Source organism: Chitinophaga dinghuensis, from assembly GCF_003259435.1.
GTDB lineage: Bacteria > Bacteroidota > Bacteroidia > Chitinophagales > Chitinophagaceae > Chitinophaga > Chitinophaga dinghuensis.
Window position 1 is genome coordinate 367,024 of record NZ_QLMA01000006.1, and the last position, 18,795, is coordinate 385,818.

The window sequence follows — 18,795 nt, forward strand, 5'->3', positions numbered from 1 at the left end:
TTTTGCCCTGCAATTTACGTAATGTAAGCAAGGTGAACAGGATTTATCCGTTCATCTGCATGCAATTTATGATTTTAGCCTCTGAATTATGGATACATTAGCACAATACCATGCTGCATTTGATGGTTGCAAGGATATTTTTATCAAGAAAACAAAGGATTACGGTACTTCCTGGAGAGTATTAAGACCTATCTCTGTGGTGGATCAGCTGTTCATTAAAGCACAGCGTATCCGCACCATCCAGGAAACCGGTGTACAGAAAGTAGCAGATAATATTGAAGGCGAATTCAAGGCAATTGTCAATTACGGTATCATTGGGTTGATTCAACTGCAACAAAACGGGAACCCCTATACGGATCTTCCTTTGGCAGAAGTGGAAACCCTCTATAATAAGTACGCGAAAGAAGTGGAAGAAGTGATGCTTGCCAAGAACCACGACTATGGCGAGGCATGGAGAGATATGAGCCAGGAATCCTTCGCAGACCTTATCCTTACTAAACTGCTTCGCATCAAACAGATCTTGCGCAATCAGGGTAAAACCCTGATCTCAGAAGGTATAGATGCCAATTATACTGATATCATCAACTATGCCTTATTTGCGCTGATCAAGATGACAGAAGCCCAGGAATCCTAAACTAAACCATTAATCGACTTATGAAAATTATCCTAAACCTGTTTCGCATCCTCGTTGGGGTGCTCTTTATTTTTTCGGGCCTCATCAAGGCGAATGACCCGCTGGGATTGAGTTACAAGATGGATGAATTCTTTGAAGTATTACATCTGACTTTTCTCTCGCCATATTCCCTGGCATTCTCCATTGGTATGAACGCCTTCGAAATTATTGCCGGCGTAGCTGTACTGGTAGGTTACCGTATGCGTATCTTCTCTGTATTGCTGCTGCTGTTGATTGCGTTTTTTACTTTCCTTACCGGTTACGCATTGTTCAGTGGTACTATCCGTGAATGCGGCTGCTTTGGAGACTGTATTAAACTGACTGCCACAGAAACGTTCTGGAAAGATGTTATTCTGTTTGTAATGATCCTCCTGATCTTTGCAAAACGTAAAGCTATACAACCGCTGTTCAAAGGCGCTGGTTTCGTGATGCTGATTGCGACTATTTTCTCTTTCGGGGTACAGTGGTATACATTGCGTCATCTGCCGCTGTTCGACTGTCTGCCTTATAAAGTGGGTAATAACATCCCTGAGAAAATGAAACTGCCGCCAGGCGCTACTCCTGACGTATATAAAATGACATTTATCTACGAAAAAGATGGCGTGAAGAAGGATTTTACAGAAGAGAACTATCCATGGTCTGATTCTACCTGGAAATTTGTTGAACGCAAGGATAAACTGGTACAGAAAGGAAATGCAGAACCAGCCATTAAGGATTTTATCCTGATGGACCTGGACGGAGGTAACCAAACCCAGGGTATCCTGGAGGAACCTAAACCAGTATATCTCTTCCTGGTACTGAATACCGCCAAAGCGGGTGAAGGCTGGGATGCGAAGTTGAAAGCTTTACAGGAACGTCAGCAGAAAGGAGAAATCGAAATATTTGGCGTAACGGCTTCTACTAAGGATGAAATAGCAGCCTTCCAAAAAGCGCATGGTCTTCAATTCCAGTTCCTGCAGATGGATGGCGTGGCCATTAAGACTGCCGGCAGAAGCAATCCTTGTCTGATGCTGTTGGAAAAAGGCACAATTAAGGGTAAATGGGCTTACCGCGATATTCCCTGATAATTTATAACAGTTGATATGCTGCGATTTGTATTGCGAAAAACCGGCTATGGCTTGCTGGTATTGCTGGGAGTGGTAACACTGGTATTCTTCTTGTTTAATGTGTTGCCTGGAGATCCCGCCCGGCTTACCCTTGGCCAGAGAGCGGATGTATCATCACTGGAAAATGTACGAAAGGAACTGCATCTCGACCAACCGGTTGGGATGCAGTTTTTACTATACCTGAATGATCTTTCCCCTTTGTCGTTGCACTCCAGAGAGGAGGCCGGCAAGAATTTTAAATACATTACGTTACTGCGTGTCTCACCAGAGAAATCGCTCCTCCTGAAATTGCCATATCTCCGCAGGTCTTACCAAGGTAAAAAGCCGGTATGGGACATGCTGATGGAAGCATTGCCTGGCACCTTACTCCTGGCTGCTGCGGCTATGCTGTTTGCCACTATAGTAGGCATTGCGCTGGGAATGTTGTCTGCCGTGAAACAAAATACCTGGATGGATACCAGTGCCGTTTTCTCCAGTGTACTGGGGATTTCTGTGCCTTCTTTCTTCGCGGGTATTGTGCTGGCATATATCTTCGGGTTCCTGCTTAGTAATGTAACCGGTTTGCATATGACCGGGAGTTTGTATGATGTGGACCCTTTCCGTGGGAGGGTACTAAATCTGCGTAATCTGATCCTGCCTGCGCTGACATTGGGTATCAGGCCTTTGGCGATTATAGTGCAGCTGACCCGCAGTGCCATGTTGGATGTATTGCATCAGGATTATATCCGCACCGCATATGCGAAAGGCTTGGGTACCGGCGCCGTCTTGCGGAGGCATGCCCTTAGAAATGCCCTGAATCCGGTTATGACTGCCATAACAGGTTGGTTTGCAGAACTGTTGGCAGGCGCTTTCTTTGTAGAATATATTTTTGGCTGGAAAGGTATCGGTAAAATTACTGTTGACGCCCTCGATAAATATGATTTCCCCGTAGTAATGGGGGCCATTCTCTTTACTGCCGGGATTTTTGTCCTGGTGAATATCCTCGCAGACCTGCTCTATGCCGCGATTGATCCACGTATCCGGCTGGAATAATAGCGCCTCGAAAAAAAAATTCTGGTTTTTTGTAACATCCCGATTTACCAGTCGTCTTCTTATCAAACAGTGGTATTCTACATGTCTTTAGAATTATTTCTATCCCAGGTTGTTCCAGTCAGATCAAAGCTTTATCGCTTTGCTTATCGCCTGCTGGGCGACGAGGAAGACGCCAAGGATATCACACAGGATGCCCTGATGAAAGTATGGGCTATGCAGGGAAAGATGACGGAACTGCAAAACCTGGAAGCCTGGTGTATGCGTATTACCCGTAACCTGGCCCTGGATAAAATTAAATCCAGGAAGTACCGAATCGCGGATACGCTGGACAAGGCCAGTGAACTGCCGGCTTCACATCAGAAAAATCCCCATGCCGCTACCGAAAGAAATGAAGTAATGAATAAGGTACATACTGCCATCAATGCATTACCGGAGAAATACAAATCGGTTATGCAGCTGAGGGATATGGACGGACTTTCCTACCAGGAAATAGCAGATATCCTTGACATTGATATGAATGAGGTAAAAGTGAATTTACACCGGGCCCGTAAGGCTGTCCGGGAGAAACTACAAAATCAACAGGTATATGGATTATAAGTCAATCAGCGCCTTGCTTGAAAAGTATTGGGATGGGGAAAGTACATTGGCCGAAGAAGCAGCCCTGAAGGCTTTTTTCAGTGAGCCGCACCCCGATATGCCGGAAGATTTGCTGGAAGCTGCTCCTTTGTTTCAATACCTGGAAGAGGAATCAGCCATCCGGGTACCGGCAGAACCGGAATGGGATATGTCGTTCCTGGAGGAGACGACAGTGAAGACGCCGCCGGTAGTAAAAATGTATCCTGTTAAAAACTGGATGAAGTATGCCGCAATCGTTCTGATGGCCGCCGGCGTAGGATATGGGCTCAAGCAACACCATGCTTCCCGCCAGATCGCGATGGAGCAGTTGAAAGAGGAAGAAGAAGCGCGAAAGGCATTCATTGAAACGAAAAGAGCACTGGCCTTGTTGAGCCGTAATCTCAATAAAGGGACCGAAAAAATGCAGGCATTGTCCTATTTCAATACTGCTACCGAAAAACTGTCTGTAAAAGATTAACCAGCCATTTATTAAATATCAGAGAAATGAAACGATCACTATTATTACTCACCGCAATTTTTCTGAGTTTGCAGCTCTATGCGCAACAGGGAAGCAGTGTTATCGAACGCTTCTTTCAGAAATATGAGAATGATCGCAGCTTCACGGTAATTACGATTACCCCTAAAATGTTCAGCATGTTTGGAAAGTTTGATGCCAACGATCCTGATGCTAAAACATTTATGCGGGTAGTACAAAAACTAAAAGGCCTGCGTATCCTCAGTAAAGAAACCACCAAAGAGGGTCCACGTCTGTATCACGAAGCTGCTGCCTTTCTGGGCAATGATTTCGAAGAACTCATGACGGTGCGCGACAAAGGAAATGACCTGAAATTTCTCGTCAAAGAAAACGCCAAAGGCAATATCAACGAACTGGTCATGCTGGTAGGAGGCCCTACACAGTTCCTGGCTTTGAGTCTGGTGGGCGATATTGACCTGAATGAAATTTCCAGAATTGCGGCCAACATTGACATCCAGGGGATGGACAATCTGAAAAATGTACGTAAAAAGTAGTCACACAAAAAAAGCCCTTTATGAAAACATTAGTAATGAGTTGTTGTATGCTACTGGTCTGTGGACTGGTGTCTGCCCAAGACAAAAGCATACGTGAATTCTGCAATAATTTCCAGGGAAAAGCAGAAGAAACCTCGATAGAAGTTGGTTCCGCTATGATGAAATTAGGCGGCCTGATAGTGAGGTTTGCTGATAAAGGCGATGAGGATATCAGAATGACCGCCAGGGTAATGAAGCATGTCCGGAAATTAAAGATATATCATTATGAAAAACTGGACAGCATTGCTTTACAGCGGAATGATCTGAGCGCGTTGAAGCGTAATCTGATGGATAAAGATCGTTTTGATATGCTGATGGAAATGCGGGAAAATAATAACCAGATTCAACTGCTGAACAGAGGCAAGAGTGATGAACTGGGAGATTTAGTGATGTTAGTGCAGGGGGATAGGGAGATAACCGTCATCAGTCTGCATACCACCCTCAAAATGGATGATGTAAATAACCTGGTGAAACAGTTTGCCAGTAGATAAAAGAGTGCTGTGGGATTAACGGATCATTACTTCCTTTACCACGTTTTCGCCCAGCATTTCGTTTACCAGCTTTATAATTTTGTCTTTAGAATAAGATAACTCCTGTTTAAGTGGCGCCACACTGGTAGTTATAATGAGCTTACCGTCGATTAATTGAATTCCTGAAGTATATCTTGCAATTGTTTTCCCCATTATCTGTTCCCAGTTTTCCTGGATACGAACTTCTGTGAGCCTGGGTTTCATTCGGCTCTTATTTAAAAATTCCCGGAGGGCATCTCCTATACTGGTGGTTCCGTGACGCATATCTGCGAAGGTATGAAATTTTAAATGTTAATCAGCTGAATCCTTGTACCTGTGGGCGCAAAAGCCTGGATCAGCCGTTCTGCATGGGTATCTGTAATAAAAACTTGTCCATAGCTGTCGCTGGCCACTAAAGCAATCAATCGCATTACTCTTTCCTGATCCAGTTTTTCAAACACATCATCCAGTAGTAATAATGGCGGAAAGGCCTTATGTACTTTCAGTACTTCATACTGTGCCAGTTTGAGGGCAAAGAGAAAGCTTTTGCGCTGGCCCTGGGAGGCGCTGGATTTCATTGGATAGTCGTTGAGAAGAAATACGAGATCATCCCTATGAATGCCGGTGCTGGTTCGTTGGATCTGCATATCCTTAAACCGCGCTCCATGTAATTGTTTGGCGAAATCTTCTTCCTGTAAAGTACACTGGTAGCGGATATTTACCACTTCATGGGTGCCGGAAATATAATCGTACAGGCGTTGGACCCTTGGAATGAACGATTGCAGGAATTCTTTTCTGGCGTTGAACACGGGAGTGCCATGTTGTACCAGTTGCATATCAAAAACGTCCAGGAGGTGATCGGCGCGGTTGCCGCCGGCTTCCATATTTTTGAGGAGGGTATTACGTTGGAGTAATATTTTTTGGTAGATAATGAGATGTTCGAGATAGTCTGGGTATATCTGGGAGAGGAGGGTATCCATCCATTTACGGCGTTCTTCACTACCACCGGTAATGATTTCCGCATCATCCGGGGCGATCATCACAGCTGGGAACTGGCCGATGTGTCGGGAAAATTTCTCGTAGCGGTCATCATTTAGGGAGATTTCCTTCTTTCCTTCCTTCAGTATGCAGGTGATTTTTTCATTGCTGCCGTTTTTTTCCAGGAATCCTTCGACCCTGAATCCGTTTGTTTGGTATTGGGTATTCTGGCTTTCCAGGGAGGTGAAATAGCTGCGGGTGAAGCAGAGGTAATAGATGGCATCGAGGAGGTTTGTCTTCCCGGAGCCATTTTTGCCGGTAATTCCGACGATGCGTTCCTCAAACTTGAACTCGCGCATGGAGTAGTTTTTGAACTGAACCAGTGATATTTTATTTATATGCAGCAATGAAAAAAATTATTCGTATTAATTAATATGCAAAATTAGGATGATTTATAACTGATAAAAAACCGTGTCCTGTGGAGGTCTGTGGGCTTTTAGCAGCAAGCTAATGCAAAACTCACTGAATTTGATGAATTTGCATAATTTATCAGGAATTGGAATTGATATTTATATTTTACGATTTTCCTGTTATATTTGCGAACAAATTTAGAAAGAGTGCAAACTAAAACAGAAGTGAAGACGAAATTCACCAAAGAACAGTATCTGTACTGGTATGAATTGATGCTTTTGCTGCGTCGTTTTGAAGAAAAGGCGGGCCAATTGTATGGTATGCAGAAGATCCGTGGTTTTTGCCATCTTTACATCGGTCAGGAAGCAATTGCTGCTGGTGCAATGACAGCTACAAAGCCGGAAGATAAATTCATTACTGCGTACCGTGATCACGGGTTGGCAATAGCGAAAGGTATTTCAGCGAATGCTTGTATGGCGGAATTATATGGTAAGGCGACCGGTTGTTCCAAAGGAAAGGGAGGCAGTATGCACTTTTTCTCTGTGGAGCATAACTTCTTTGGCGGCCACGGTATCGTGGGTGCACAGATTGGTACTGGTGCAGGTCTTGCTTTCGCAGAGCAATATAAAGGTACCGACAACGTAGTACTTTGCTACTTCGGGGATGGTGCTGCCCGTCAGGGTATACTGCATGAGACCTTCAATATGGCTATGCTGTGGAAACTGCCGGTAATATTCATTTGTGAGAACAATATGTACGCGATGGGTACTTCAGTAGAACGTACTTCTAACGTACTGGATATTTATAAACTGGCGAACGCTTATGACATGCCATCCGACACTATCGATGGTATGAGCTGTGAAACAGTGCATGAAGGCGTTTCCAGAGCTGTGAAGCGTGCCCGTGCAGGCGAAGGCCCAACCTTGCTGGAGATCAAAACTTACCGTTACCGCGGTCACTCTATGTCCGATCCTGCGAAATACCGTACGAAAGAGGAAGTAGAGGAGTATAAAGAGAAAGATCCTATCAACGAAGTGCTGAAAGTTATTCAGAAGAATAAATGGGCTACTGAAGCTGAAATTGAAGCTATCAATGAGAAGGTGAAAAAAGAAGTAGAGGATTGCGTAACCTTTGCGGAAGAATCACCTTGGCCTTCTGACGATGAGCTCCTGAAAGACGTTTACGTGCAGGAGGATTATCCTTTCATCGTTGACTAAAAGTCATTATCTTGCATTAACAGTCCCTTCGGCATCAAACCCGGAGGGACTGTTAGTCACTTGCAGCTATTCATAAACCAAGCAACTAACATTACACATCAAATGGCAGAAACAAAAAATAAAGCCACTCATCCGCAATCTGAACCTGATTTTGATCTGCAGGCGTCTATGCACAGAGCAGAGGATTTCTATACCAAGAATAAAAATATCATCAATATTGCCCTGCTCGCTGTAGTGGTGGGCGTAGGCGGTTTCTTCGCTTACAGCCGCTTCGTTAAACAGCCTCAGGAGCAGAAAGCCCAGGAAATGATTTTCCAGGCTCAGAACTATTTTGCGGTTGATTCCTTCAAACTGGCATTGAATGGTGATGGTAACAACTTCGGTTTTCTGCAGGTAGTTAACAAATACGGTGGCACCAAAGCAGGTAACCTCGCGAAATACAGCGCTGGCGTATGTTATGTACGTCTGGGCGATTACCAGAAAGGTATCGAAATGCTGAAAGATTTCTCTGCTTCCGATCTGATGCTCCAACCAGAAGCTTATGGTCTGATCGGTGACGCTTACATGGAACTCAACCAGGTAAATGATGGTATCGAGTACTACAAAAAAGCAGGTCACTATAACAATAACGAACTGACTTCCCCAGTTTACCTGTTCCGTGCTGGTATGGCGCTGCAGAAAGCTGGTAAAGACCAGGATGCTATTGCTATCTATAAAGAAATTAAAGAAAAGTATCCAATGAGCGCTGAAGGCAGAGAGATCGACAAATATCTCGCTAAACTCGGCGACGTAAGACACTAATCGCTATTGACTGGCTTTTGGCGCCAGAGTGGAAGATATTGCTGATATTCCGGCGCTGAAAGCTATCCATCGCCAAAAGAAATTAACAGCATATGTCTGATAACAATAAGAGCTTATTAAATGATGCTGGCATTCTCAACCTGGAGGATGCCAGTGTTGTTATGATCAGTACCGAATGGAATGATCGTATCGTGGATGAACTGGCAGCCGGATGTAAAAAATCCCTGGATGCCTATCATGTGACCAAAGTAAACCATATCCAGGTACCTGGCGCATTTGAATTGCCTTACGCCTGCAAACAATACTGGGAAGCCACGCAAGGCACTGGTAATCAACCTGGCGCTATTATTGCTTTTGGTTGTGTAATTCGTGGTGAAACACCTCATTTTGATTACGTTTGTAAAGCCGTTACGGAAGGAATATTACAATTGAACCTTCAATTACCCGTTCCCGTTATATTTGGCATACTAACCGTCGACAATGAACAACAGGCACTGGACCGCCTGGGTGGCGCACATGGTCATAAAGGGGAAGAAGCAGCTATTACTGCCCTGAAAATGATTGCACTGCAAAGGTCCCTGGCAAAAAGCTAAATTAGAAAGATGAACGTACAGTTATTCATACCTTGTTTCGTAGACCAGCTGTTCCCGGAAACCGCTTTCAATATGGTGAAAGTACTGGAAAAACTGGGCTGCAACGTCATGTATAATTCCGATCAAACCTGCTGCGGCCAGCCCGCATTCAATGCAGGTTATCACGATGAATGCAAGTCGGTTGCCACCAAGTTTGTAAAAGATTTTCATACCTTTGATTACATTGTAGCTCCAAGCGGCTCCTGTTCTGGATTTGTCCGCAACTATTACAGTAAACTGTTTGATAACTCTGCTGCACATAACGAAGTGAAACTCCTGAAGAAAAACCTCTATGAGTTCACTGAATTTCTGGTAGACGTACTGCATGTTACTGATTTGGGAGCTACTCTCAATGGCGTCGGCACCTATCATGATGCCTGTGGCGCTCTTCGGGAATGCGGTATCAAACAAGGGCCCAGGAAACTACTGGAAAATGTGAAAGGGCTGGAACTGAGAGAAATGAATGACTGTGAAGTCTGCTGCGGTTTTGGCGGTACTTTCTCTGTAAAATTTGAACCTATCTCCATGGGGATGGGCGAGCAGAAAGTGAACAACGCTGTTGCCAGCGGAGCAGATTATCTGATTTCTACGGATCTTTCCTGTCTCATGCATCTGGATGGCTACATCCGCAAACACGGAACCAATATTAAAATCATGCACATCGCGGATGTACTGGCCAGTGGCTGGTAATCCCGATGTTTGATCCACATCAAAAAGAATTTTACAATGAACTACTGGCTGGTGAAGTCTGAGCCTTTTAAATATTCCTGGGACCAGTTTGTAAAAGATAAAGTTACCTTCTGGGACGGAGTGCGTAATTATCAGGCACGTAATAACCTGAAAGCTATGAAAAAAGGAGACCAGGTACTGTTTTATCATAGCAATGAAGGACTGGAAGTTGTAGGCATCGCCACTGTAGCGAAAGAATTTTATCAGGATCCCACCACACCTGATCCTAACTGGGTAGTCGTGGACCTGAAGCCCCTGAAACCATTCAAAAAACCCGTTACCCTGGCTGCCATGAAAGCGGAAAAGAAACTGGCCAACCTCTCACTTATCCGCCAGGGACGTCTTTCGGTATGTAACGTTACTCCGGAAGAATTCAATGTCATCATGGAAATGGGCGAAATGAAGTAAGGGAATAAGGGGTATTGTTTTTTTACCTTAATCCCAAATTACAATTTCATGAAAAAAAGACTGGTAGTGCTGACTGGAGCAGGTATCAGCGCTGAAAGCGGCCTTCGCACTTTCCGTGACTCAGACGGACTGTGGGAAGGACATGATGTATACGCTGTAGCATCCCCGGATGGATGGCGTAAGGATCCTGGATTAGTCCTGGATTTCTACAATGTTCGCCGTAAAGATGTAGGCGAAGCTCAACCCAATGCCGCCCATATAGGCCTTGCTAAACTGGAAGAACATTTTGACGTTCGCATTATCACGCAGAATATCGATGATCTGCATGAGCGGGCAGGATCTACAAGGGTATTGCATCTCCACGGCGAGATATTTAAAATGCGCAGCGTGAATGATGTAGATGCGGAGCATGTACTCGACTGCCGCAGCGATATCAAATTGGGGGATCTGGCAGCAGATGGCGCTCAGCTGCGCCCTCACATCGTTTGGTTTGGCGAAGCCGTACCGATGATTGAACAAGCCCAAAAGGAAGTACTCTGGGCAGATATATTTGTAGTGGTGGGAACATCCTTGAATGTATATCCTGCTGCTGGTTTGATCAACTATGTCAAACCTGCTATGCCAAAGTATATCATTGATAAGAAAATACCTGCATTGGATGATTATTATCCTCAGCTGCATAAGATTGAAAGTCCCGCTACCACTGGTGTGGAGGAACTTACGCGAATGTTGCTAGGAACAAATGCATAAACAAAAAAGCCCTCCCCATCGGGGAGGGCATCACAAAATCCTTTCGCACTGCCAGAGCTAATCATAGGAATCAGTGCATTTTGCTACTCAAAGCTTTCTTCAAACCGGATATCATATTCTTCCAGTTCTTTCAGTACCGGGTTATATACTTCCGGCATTACGGGTATATGTAAGCCTTTCAGCGTAATCTTGTCTTGCAGTATCAATTTTGCCATAATACCTAATGGGAGCCCCACTGTCTTAGCCATCGCTGTTCTCACATTATCTTCCCCTTGTACAATCATGTAGGAATGCATGCGGGTGGCCATACTGCGGCGTTCAAACTCAATTTCATGCATCATTACAATCATGTCTTTGTCGTGCGGTTCCATTCTCAGTTTATCTTGTACCAGCGCTTCCAGTACACTGGCATTGGTTTGCTCGCCATGATTGATCATATCTCCGTTGAGCAGCCCTAAATATTTAAGTTGACGGATAACTTTTGATTTACTGCTGACACCCAGATGTTGCGCTACAAATTCTTCATGTGGTTCAGCTGTTTTATTGCCTTCCAGGTTTTGGGTAGCCCAGTTGAAGTAAGTAAGTTGGTCTGTCTGAATTTTATGGGAATCATCTGTGAGACCCAGTTTTATCAAGGCATTCCAGCCTTCGCAGAAATCCGGGAATCGGAGAGTGGCTCGCATGAAAGTAGCTATTTCCTGTAGCTTATATATTTCCATATAAGCGAGAGAATCGCGGTTAGGATAATAGGCGAGTTTACCTATTCCTGGTACCTGAATGGTTTTGTTATGATCAAATAACTGTTCATAAGAAAGGTCTCTGATTTTACCTTTCTCTTTGTATACTGCGCCTGTACTGCCCGACAGCACGATGTTACGGGCATTCCAGGATATTTTATACTGCCATGGATTGTCCAGATTATCTGGCGAAATGAGGCCACCACAGTAGGATTTAAAGGAAAATATCTGGCCGCCTTTTTTCTCGATGCTATGAATGAGTTTCATGGCCGACATATGATCAATCCCTGGGTCGAGGCCCATTTCATACATGAACAGGAGTCCGGCCTTTTCAATTTCCTGCTGCATTTTTTTTACTTCCGGATCTATATAAGAGGCGGTGAGGAGGTTTTTGTGAAAATGCAGACAGTCTTTTGCTACGAGTATATGTAGGGCAGGTGGCAGGAGAGAGATCACAAGGTCGGTTTCCTGGACGAGTTGGTGTCGTGCCGACTGATTTTTTATATCCAGTTCTACAGGAGTTGCATAGTATGATTTGCCAGTCTTGGACTTGATCAGCATCAGGTCTTGGTCGGCAACCGTCACATGCCACTTTTGTCTGGGGGCATTGGTGATAAGGAAGTCGATCAGGCTTGTTGCAGATTTTCCTGCGCCAAACAACAAAATATTCTTCATGGTGCGCTTTTCTATATGAAAAAGTGATTAAGAATCAGGGGAATAACAGCGTTTTTGTTATATATGTTCGAAATCTGATGGAAATTCAGATTTATCTATATAAAAAAAATATTATTCCCGAGAGTAGAATATTGAGTTTCAGAGGGTTAGGAACAAAAAGGAAGTTAATATGGTATTTCTTACATATCAGGGAATTGGGACATATAAAAGATAAAGTAAAATTACATAATTTACGATAATAACGATTCAGGGGGTATGATGGTATGCAGGCATGTAGCATTTAAACTATATAATCCAGTTAAAATATCAGGTTTTATCCCTATAGCCAATTGTTATTCACATTTTGCTTTTTTTAAGCCTTTATTCGGCCTGAAATCGTTATATTTGCCTCTATTATTTTTCAGCAGAAAAATCTGTAAATCAATACTAAATGACAGAGCATACGGAAAATCAGCAGGAAGGGAAAATTGTTCAGATTAATATCGAGGAACAAATGAAAACTGCCTATATAGATTACTCGATGTCAGTAATCGTAGGCCGTGCGTTGCCCGATGTAAGAGATGGTTTGAAACCTGTACACCGCCGCGTTCTTTTCGGTATGAACGAAGCCGGTAACCACAGTAACAAGCCATACAAGAAATCTGCGCGTATTGTAGGAGATGTAATGGGTAAGTATCACCCTCATGGCGACAGCTCCATTTATGACACCATTGTGCGTATGGCACAGCCATGGAGTCTGCGCTACATGCTGGTAGACGGTCAGGGTAACTTTGGTTCCGTGGATGGCGATATGCCTGCGGCCATGCGTTACACAGAGGTGCGCTTGCAGAAGCTGGCAGAAGCTATGCTCGAAGACATTGAAAAAGAAACGGTGGATTTCACCCTCAACTTCGATGATACCCTGGAAGAGCCAACGGTATTGCCTACACGAATTCCAAATCTCCTTATCAACGGAGCATCAGGTATCGCGGTAGGTATGGCCACCAACATCATGCCGCATAACCTCTCTGAAGTGGTAGACGGTTTGATTGCCTACATCGACAACCGGGAAATTACTATCGAGGAATTAATCAAACATGTAAAAGCTCCTGATTTCCCAACCGGCGGTATCATCTACGGTTTTGACGGGGTTAAACAGGGCTTTGAAACTGGTCGCGGACGCGTGGTAGTACGTGGTAAAATCACCGCAGAAACTTCCAAAACAGGAAGGGAGCGACTGGTAATATATGAACTGCCTTACCAGATCAACAAGGCGGTATTACACCAGAAGATAGCGCAGTTGGTAAATGATAAGATCATCGAAGGCATTTCTGATGTCCGCGATGAGAGTGACCGTGAAGGTATGCGCCTGGTTATCGATCTGAAGAAAGATGCCATCGCAAACGTTATCATCAACCAGTTATATAAATACTCAGAACTCCAGACTTCTTACGGTATCAACAACGTGGCCCTGGTTAAAGGTCGCCCACGTATTTTGAATCTGAAAGATATCCTTTCTGAGTTTGTGGAATTCCGCCATGAAGTAGTGGTAAGAAGAACACAGTTTGATCTTCGCAAAGCACAGGAAAAAGCGCACATCCTCCAGGGGTACCTGATCGCGCTGGATCATCTGGATGCGGTCATTGCACTGATTCGTGCAGCCTCTACTCCGGAAATTGCGAAGGATGGCCTGATGAGCGAATTTGGTCTCTCCGAAATCCAGGCGAAAGCTATTCTGGAATTACGTCTGCAACGTCTGACTGGTATGGAACGTGATAAGATCCGTGCCGAGTACGACGATATCATGAAACTCATCGCTTATCTCCAGGGAGTACTCAATGATGAAGGTTTACGTATGAACATCATCAAAGAGGAACTGGAAGATGTGAAGAAGAAATTCGGAGACGAACGTAAAACAGAAATTCAATATCTCGCCAGCGAAATGAGAATTGAAGATATCATCGCAGAAGAAGATGTGGTGATCACCATCTCTCACCTGGGTTATATCAAACGTACCTCTGCATACGACTACCGTCAGCAGAAACGTGGCGGCCGTGGCGCTATTGGCGGAAGAACCCGCGATGAAGATTTTATCGAACATCTCTTCGTGGCATCTACCCACCATACCATGCTGTTCTTTACAGAAAAAGGACGTTGCTACTGGTTGAAAGTATACGAAATTCCAGAAGGTGAAAAGAACGGTAAAGGCCGTGCTATCCAGAACCTGATTCAATTGCCAACGGATGATAAAATCCGCGCCATTATTGATATCAAGGATCTGCAGGATAAAGATTTCATCAATAACAACTATATTGTACTTTGTACCAAAAATGGTATCATCAAGAAGACGTTGCTGGAAGAATTCTCCCGTCCGCGTCAGAATGGTGTGAATGCCATTACCATTAACGAAGGAGACCAGCTCCTGGAAGCCAAACTCACGAATGGCGACAGCCAGATCATGATGGCTATTCAGAGCGGTCGCGCTATCCGCTTCCCTGAAGCAACCGTTCGCGATACAGGTCGTGGAGCTATCGGGGTAAGAGGTATTGAAGTGGATAATGAGAAAGATGAAGTGGTTGGTATGATTTGTGTTGATAAGACAGACGAATCAAGAACTGTACTCGTAGTATCTGAAAAAGGCTACGGTAAACGTACCAACATAGAGGAGTACCGTATCACCAACAGAGGTGGTAAAGGGGTTAAGACCATCAATATCACTGAAAAAACCGGTAATCTCATTGCAATATTGGATGTAACTGAAAAGCATGATCTGATGATCACTTGTAAATCAGGTATTACCATCCGTATGGCGGTTGCAGATATCCGTGAAGCAGGCCGTGCTACACAAGGTGTGCGCCTGATCAGACTGGATGATAATGATGAAATCGCAGCAGTAGCAAGACTGGACGAACAAGAAGAAGAGGACGAAACACTGCCAACAGAAGAGCAAATCGCTGAAGGAGAAGAGAATACAGCCGCTGAAGATGCCGCTGATACTACCGAAGCCGCTCCAACTGAAGAATAATCCACTGCACTTCATTCAACAGCGTCCTGTCGAAAGGCAGGACGCTGAAAAAATATCGCTCGTGCTGTAGTGGTAACTGTATGCCAGATTGTATTACAAATTACTATAGCACCAACTCTTACAAGATAATCAGCAACTAAAAAAAACAAGACATGAAAAAATTACTGGTTTCTTTTCTCCTTTGCTCCGCCACCGTGAGCGTGATGGCCCAGAAGGCTAAAGTGAGCAGCGCGGAGGATAACCTGAAAAAACAAGATTTAGAGAAAGCGAAAGCAGATATCGACGCAGCTTTACAGCACGACAAAACTAAGAACGATGCCAAAACCTGGCTGGTAGATGGACAGATCCTGGAAGCAATGGGTACCAAAGCGAAAGATCCTGCCACCTCCCTGCAAGGTTACGATGCTTACAAAAAAGCACTGGAAATCGATCCTAAATTGAAAGAGGCTGTTCTGGTAATGAACCAGTCTATCTACAATATCTATGCAACTGTTGCCAACGCTGGTTATGCTGCACTGAACGAACAGAAATGGGAGCCAGCACTGAACAACTTCACCAAAGCAGAAGAAGTAGTTAGTTTCTATAATGGCAAAAACCTCGGTGGTACCATTCCTACTGATACCAGCCTGATTTTCTATACCGGTTACGCTGCAAGCCAGGCAAAACAAACAGATGTTGCCCTGACTTACCTGCAGAAAGCTGCTGACCTGCACTTCAAAAATGAACCTGCACTGTACGTGATCCTGGGTCAACTGTACGAAGAGAAAGGTGATAACGCTAACTGGCTGAAAGCGATCGAACTGGGTAAAACCGTGTTCCCTAAAGACAAACGCTTCAACGATATGGAAATGCTGTATTATACCAAAACTGGTAAAACAGCTGAACTGCTCGGAATGCTGGAAAAGAAAATCGCTGAAAATCCAAATGATCAACAACTGTTGCTGGACTACGCCATCCGCCTGGATAACCTCGCAAACCCACGCGATGAGAAAGGTAATGATGCTGCAAAACCTGCTAACTACAATGAACTGATCGGTAAAGCAGAAGATGCTTACAAAAAAGTATTGGCTGCAAATCCTTCCGACGCTATCGCTAACTTCCAGCTGGGTGCACTGTTCTTCAACCGCGCAGTTGTATACAACAAACAACTGAACGAACTGGATAGCAAACAACAGACTTCCGCTAAAGCGAAAGAACTGCAAGGTACCATGGAAAACCTGATGAACCAGTCTTTACCTTACTTCGAAAAAGCTGACGAATCCTTCACCGCTAAAGGTGCTAGCATGGATGCCAGCGATAAACAGTCTTACGAAAGCTGCCTGTATGCATTGCAGAAAATCTATGCAATCAAAAACCAGACTGCTAAAATGGACGCTGTTAAAAAGAAACTGGACGCGCTGAAATAATTATTTCACGATATGTTTTTTAAAATGTCCTGCGTTTTGCGCAGGACATTTTTTTTGGTTGCACGCAAAGGGCGCGAAGGTTTTTGCTCGCAGGGCAGCAAAGCAGCAATGCAGCAAAGTAGTGTTGCACGCAAAGGGCGCAGAGGGAAGCGCAAAGACGCGAAGGTTTTTGCTCGCAGAGCAGCAAAGCAGCGTAAGCAGCAAAGGAATGTTGCACGCAGAGGGCGCAGAGGGAAGCGCAAAGGCGCGAATAATTTTGCTCGCAGAGCAGCGTAAGCAGCAAAGAATGGGTGTTTTGTTGGATGGTAATTGAGGCGGTTTATGGTTGCCAGTGGGTATCTATGAGGGTTTTGAGATAGAGGAGAATGGGTTTAAAGTAGGCAGGTTCATTGAAGAAGTGAAACTGATCATGTGTGGTGTGGAACCCTTTATAAAAGAGCCAGAACCCCAGGCTGAGATAGGGGATGGCGGCTAATTCGGCTTCACTGACAGGACGGATTTCCCTATAAGCATTCAGGAATGTAGAAAATGCTTCATCCGCTTCCTCCTGCGTTAACCGTTTACCTAAATGAACGTCCAGTTGCAGGTGTTGCCAGAAGGTCATAATATCGTTTACTAGCCAGCCGTAGCCCATGAAATCAAAATCGAATAGGGTAACGCTGTCATTTTCGAAATGGAAATTTTTAGGGAGGAAATCAAAATGGCAATAGCCGCTGGAGAATCCGGCGGTATTCTGGGGAGACAACCTTTCCGCTGCCTGCATGGCCTTTTCCTGTAACCAGGTATAGGTCTCCATATCTGATGCAAAAACAGGCGCCAACATTTCTAGTGGCTTAAAAAAGGTGGTTTCCAGGTCGAAATTCCACCTGGAATTATTCAGTTGCACCCTTGCAGCTACATTGTGCAATCGGGCCATTTCCAGGCCTAAAGCACGTAACTGGGCCGTACTCATTATTCGCTCTACCTGCCCCGGCGCATAACTGAAGACAACCACAAATCGATCTCCTTCTACCGCATCCAACCGCTGTATAAAATCGCCGGATGTATCTGCAATAGGATAAGAAATACGTACCTGCGCCTGTTGTAAAGCCAACAGCAGCGCTACTTCCGCCTGTATTTGAAGCATACTTCTGTGGGAAGACCGATATGCCCGCAAGATAAATTTATCGTTGGGCATTTCCAATAGATAAGTATCGCCAACGCCACGTACAAGTAGTTTACAGCATACATTATGAAGGTCATATTTTTTCTCAATCAGGGAGGCCAGTGCGGTAGGCGCCAACGTGGAGTATGTAGCCGGGAAAACAGTTTTCATCCGATAAATATAATCATTCCAACACATTCCTTTGCTGCATTGCTGCTTACGCTGCTCTGCGAGCAAAAACCTTCGCATCTTTGCGTCCAACATTTCTTTGCTGCATTGCTGCTTACGCTGCTCTGCGAGCAAAACCTTCGCACCTTTGCGTCCAACATTTCTTTGCTGCGTTGCTGCTTATGCTGCTCTGCGAGCAAAACCTTCGCACCTTTGCGTCCAACATTTCTTTGCTGCATTGCTGCTTATGCTGCTCTGCGAGCAAAACCTTCGCATCTTTGCGTCCAACATTCCTTTGCTGCATTGCTGCTTATGCTGCTCTGCGAGCAAAAAAATCCGCGCCTTTGCGTCTTCCCTCTGCGCCCTTTGCGAGAAAAAAAAATCCCGTTCCGGCGAAACCGTAACGGGACTATTAACTCAAACGCTGTATGGCTGAAATTAAGCAGCTTTTTTAGCAGCAGCTGGTTTAGCTTCAGCTTTTTTAGCAGCTGGTTTAGCAGCTTTTTTAGTAGTGTCAGCAGCTGGTTTTGCTTCAGCTTTAGCTTCAGTTTTAGCTTTCTCTTTCTTAGCTGGTTTAGCAGCTGGAGCTTGAGCGAAAGCAGAAGCGGAGATAGTCAGTACTGCTACAGCAGCGATCAGGCCTTTTTTCATGATGTTTGTCTTTTAAGATTTAATAAATTAGTTCAGAGTTTGTATTGCTAAATTAATGCTAGGTGCTGTCGAATGGCTTTC

General features: G+C 44.6%; 20 protein-coding genes. 15 read left to right on the forward strand and 5 right to left on the reverse strand.

Annotation, left to right across the window (positions count from 1 at the left end; genetic code table 11):
• Positions 1-88: 88 nt before the first annotated feature.
• The 7 genes from CLV59_RS19140 (at position 89) to CLV59_RS19170 (ending at position 4,985) form a co-directional block, all read left to right on the forward strand.
• A complete protein-coding gene (locus tag CLV59_RS19140) occupies positions 89-634 on the forward strand; it encodes a DUF1599 domain-containing protein (RefSeq protein WP_111593684.1) in 546 nt (181 codons plus the stop codon).
• 20 nt (positions 635-654) lie between these two features.
• A complete protein-coding gene (locus CLV59_RS19145; RefSeq protein ID WP_111593685.1) occupies positions 655-1,737 on the forward strand; it encodes a BT_3928 family protein in 1,083 nt (360 codons plus the stop codon).
• A gap of 18 nt (positions 1,738-1,755) precedes the next feature.
• Positions 1,756-2,811, forward strand: coding sequence for an ABC transporter permease (locus CLV59_RS19150; protein WP_111593686.1), 1,056 nt, complete (start codon positions 1,756-1,758; stop codon positions 2,809-2,811).
• Between the two features lie 81 nt (positions 2,812-2,892).
• Positions 2,893-3,408 carry an RNA polymerase sigma factor gene (locus tag CLV59_RS19155; RefSeq protein WP_111593687.1) on the forward strand — a complete coding sequence of 172 codons (516 nt, stop codon included), beginning with the start codon at positions 2,893-2,895 and terminating at the stop codon, positions 3,406-3,408.
• The gene (locus CLV59_RS19160; protein ID WP_111593688.1) at positions 3,398-3,904 is read left to right on the forward strand and encodes a hypothetical protein; all 507 of its coding nucleotides are present in this window, start codon (positions 3,398-3,400) and stop codon (positions 3,902-3,904) included. The genes CLV59_RS19155 and CLV59_RS19160 overlap by 11 nt, the downstream gene beginning before the upstream one ends.
• 26 nt (positions 3,905-3,930) lie before the next feature.
• The gene (locus tag CLV59_RS19165) at positions 3,931-4,455 is read left to right on the forward strand and encodes a DUF4252 domain-containing protein (RefSeq protein WP_111593689.1); all 525 of its coding nucleotides are present in this window, start codon (positions 3,931-3,933) and stop codon (positions 4,453-4,455) included.
• A 20-nt stretch (positions 4,456-4,475) separates the two neighbouring features.
• On the forward strand, positions 4,476-4,985 hold the full coding sequence (locus CLV59_RS19170; RefSeq protein ID WP_111593690.1) for a DUF4252 domain-containing protein: 510 nt from the start codon (positions 4,476-4,478) through the stop codon (positions 4,983-4,985).
• Positions 4,986-5,000: 15 nt separating this feature from the next.
• On the opposite strand, the gene CLV59_RS19175 is transcribed toward CLV59_RS19170, so the two are convergent.
• Together CLV59_RS19175 and recF are read right to left on the reverse strand one after the other, a co-directional pair.
• Positions 5,001-5,288, reverse strand: a complete 288-nt coding sequence (locus tag CLV59_RS19175; protein WP_111593691.1) for a DUF721 domain-containing protein — start codon at positions 5,286-5,288, stop codon at positions 5,001-5,003.
• A gap of 20 nt (positions 5,289-5,308) precedes the next feature.
• Positions 5,309-6,388 (reverse strand): DNA replication/repair protein RecF, encoded by a 1,080-nt coding sequence (gene recF, locus CLV59_RS19180; RefSeq protein WP_111593692.1) that lies wholly within the window; start codon positions 6,386-6,388, stop codon positions 5,309-5,311.
• Between the two features lie 210 nt (positions 6,389-6,598).
• Here recF and pdhA point away from each other — a divergent pair, with 210 nt between their 5' ends.
• The 6 genes from pdhA to CLV59_RS19210 all read left to right on the forward strand — a co-directional run bounded on the left by pdhA (position 6,599) and on the right by CLV59_RS19210 (position 10,929).
• A complete protein-coding gene (gene pdhA, locus CLV59_RS19185) occupies positions 6,599-7,609 on the forward strand; it encodes a pyruvate dehydrogenase (acetyl-transferring) E1 component subunit alpha (protein ID WP_245950898.1) in 1,011 nt (336 codons plus the stop codon).
• A gap of 102 nt (positions 7,610-7,711) precedes the next feature.
• Positions 7,712-8,410, forward strand: coding sequence for a tetratricopeptide repeat protein (locus CLV59_RS19190; RefSeq protein ID WP_111593693.1), 699 nt, complete (start codon positions 7,712-7,714; stop codon positions 8,408-8,410).
• A gap of 92 nt (positions 8,411-8,502) precedes the next feature.
• Positions 8,503-9,003 (forward strand): 6,7-dimethyl-8-ribityllumazine synthase, encoded by a 501-nt coding sequence (gene ribH / locus CLV59_RS19195; protein ID WP_111593694.1) that lies wholly within the window; start codon positions 8,503-8,505, stop codon positions 9,001-9,003.
• Between the two features lie 9 nt (positions 9,004-9,012).
• Positions 9,013-9,732: a (Fe-S)-binding protein gene (locus tag CLV59_RS19200; RefSeq protein ID WP_111593695.1), complete on the forward strand. Its 720-nt coding sequence runs from the start codon at positions 9,013-9,015 to the stop codon at positions 9,730-9,732.
• Positions 9,733-9,768: 36 nt separating this feature from the next.
• Entirely contained in the window at positions 9,769-10,179 is a 411-nt protein-coding gene (locus tag CLV59_RS19205; RefSeq protein WP_111593696.1) for an EVE domain-containing protein, read from the forward strand.
• A 48-nt stretch (positions 10,180-10,227) separates the two neighbouring features.
• Positions 10,228-10,929 (forward strand): SIR2 family NAD-dependent protein deacylase, encoded by a 702-nt coding sequence (locus CLV59_RS19210; RefSeq protein ID WP_111593697.1) that lies wholly within the window; start codon positions 10,228-10,230, stop codon positions 10,927-10,929.
• 83 nt (positions 10,930-11,012) lie between these two features.
• Here the strand turns inward: CLV59_RS19210 and CLV59_RS19215 are convergent, their stop codons facing one another.
• Complete coding sequence (locus tag CLV59_RS19215; protein WP_111593698.1) at positions 11,013-12,341, reverse strand: saccharopine dehydrogenase C-terminal domain-containing protein; 1,329 nt, start codon at positions 12,339-12,341, stop codon at positions 11,013-11,015.
• Positions 12,342-12,771: 430 nt separating this feature from the next.
• On the opposite strand from CLV59_RS19215, the gene gyrA reads away from it, so the two are divergent.
• Together gyrA and CLV59_RS19225 are read left to right on the forward strand one after the other, a co-directional pair.
• Positions 12,772-15,345 carry a DNA gyrase subunit A gene (gyrA, locus tag CLV59_RS19220; RefSeq protein WP_111593699.1) on the forward strand — a complete coding sequence of 858 codons (2,574 nt, stop codon included), beginning with the start codon at positions 12,772-12,774 and terminating at the stop codon, positions 15,343-15,345.
• Between the two features lie 152 nt (positions 15,346-15,497).
• Positions 15,498-16,751: a tetratricopeptide repeat protein gene (locus CLV59_RS19225; protein ID WP_111593700.1), complete on the forward strand. Its 1,254-nt coding sequence runs from the start codon at positions 15,498-15,500 to the stop codon at positions 16,749-16,751.
• Between the two features lie 319 nt (positions 16,752-17,070).
• Here the strand turns inward: CLV59_RS19225 and CLV59_RS19235 are convergent, their stop codons facing one another.
• Positions 17,071-18,066, reverse strand: a complete 996-nt coding sequence (locus CLV59_RS19235) for a phosphotransferase enzyme family protein (RefSeq protein WP_170137820.1) — start codon at positions 18,064-18,066, stop codon at positions 17,071-17,073.
• 435 nt (positions 18,067-18,501) lie between these two features.
• A complete protein-coding gene (locus tag CLV59_RS19240; RefSeq protein WP_211323976.1) occupies positions 18,502-18,714 on the reverse strand; it encodes a hypothetical protein in 213 nt (70 codons plus the stop codon).
• Positions 18,715-18,795 lie beyond the last annotated feature (81 nt).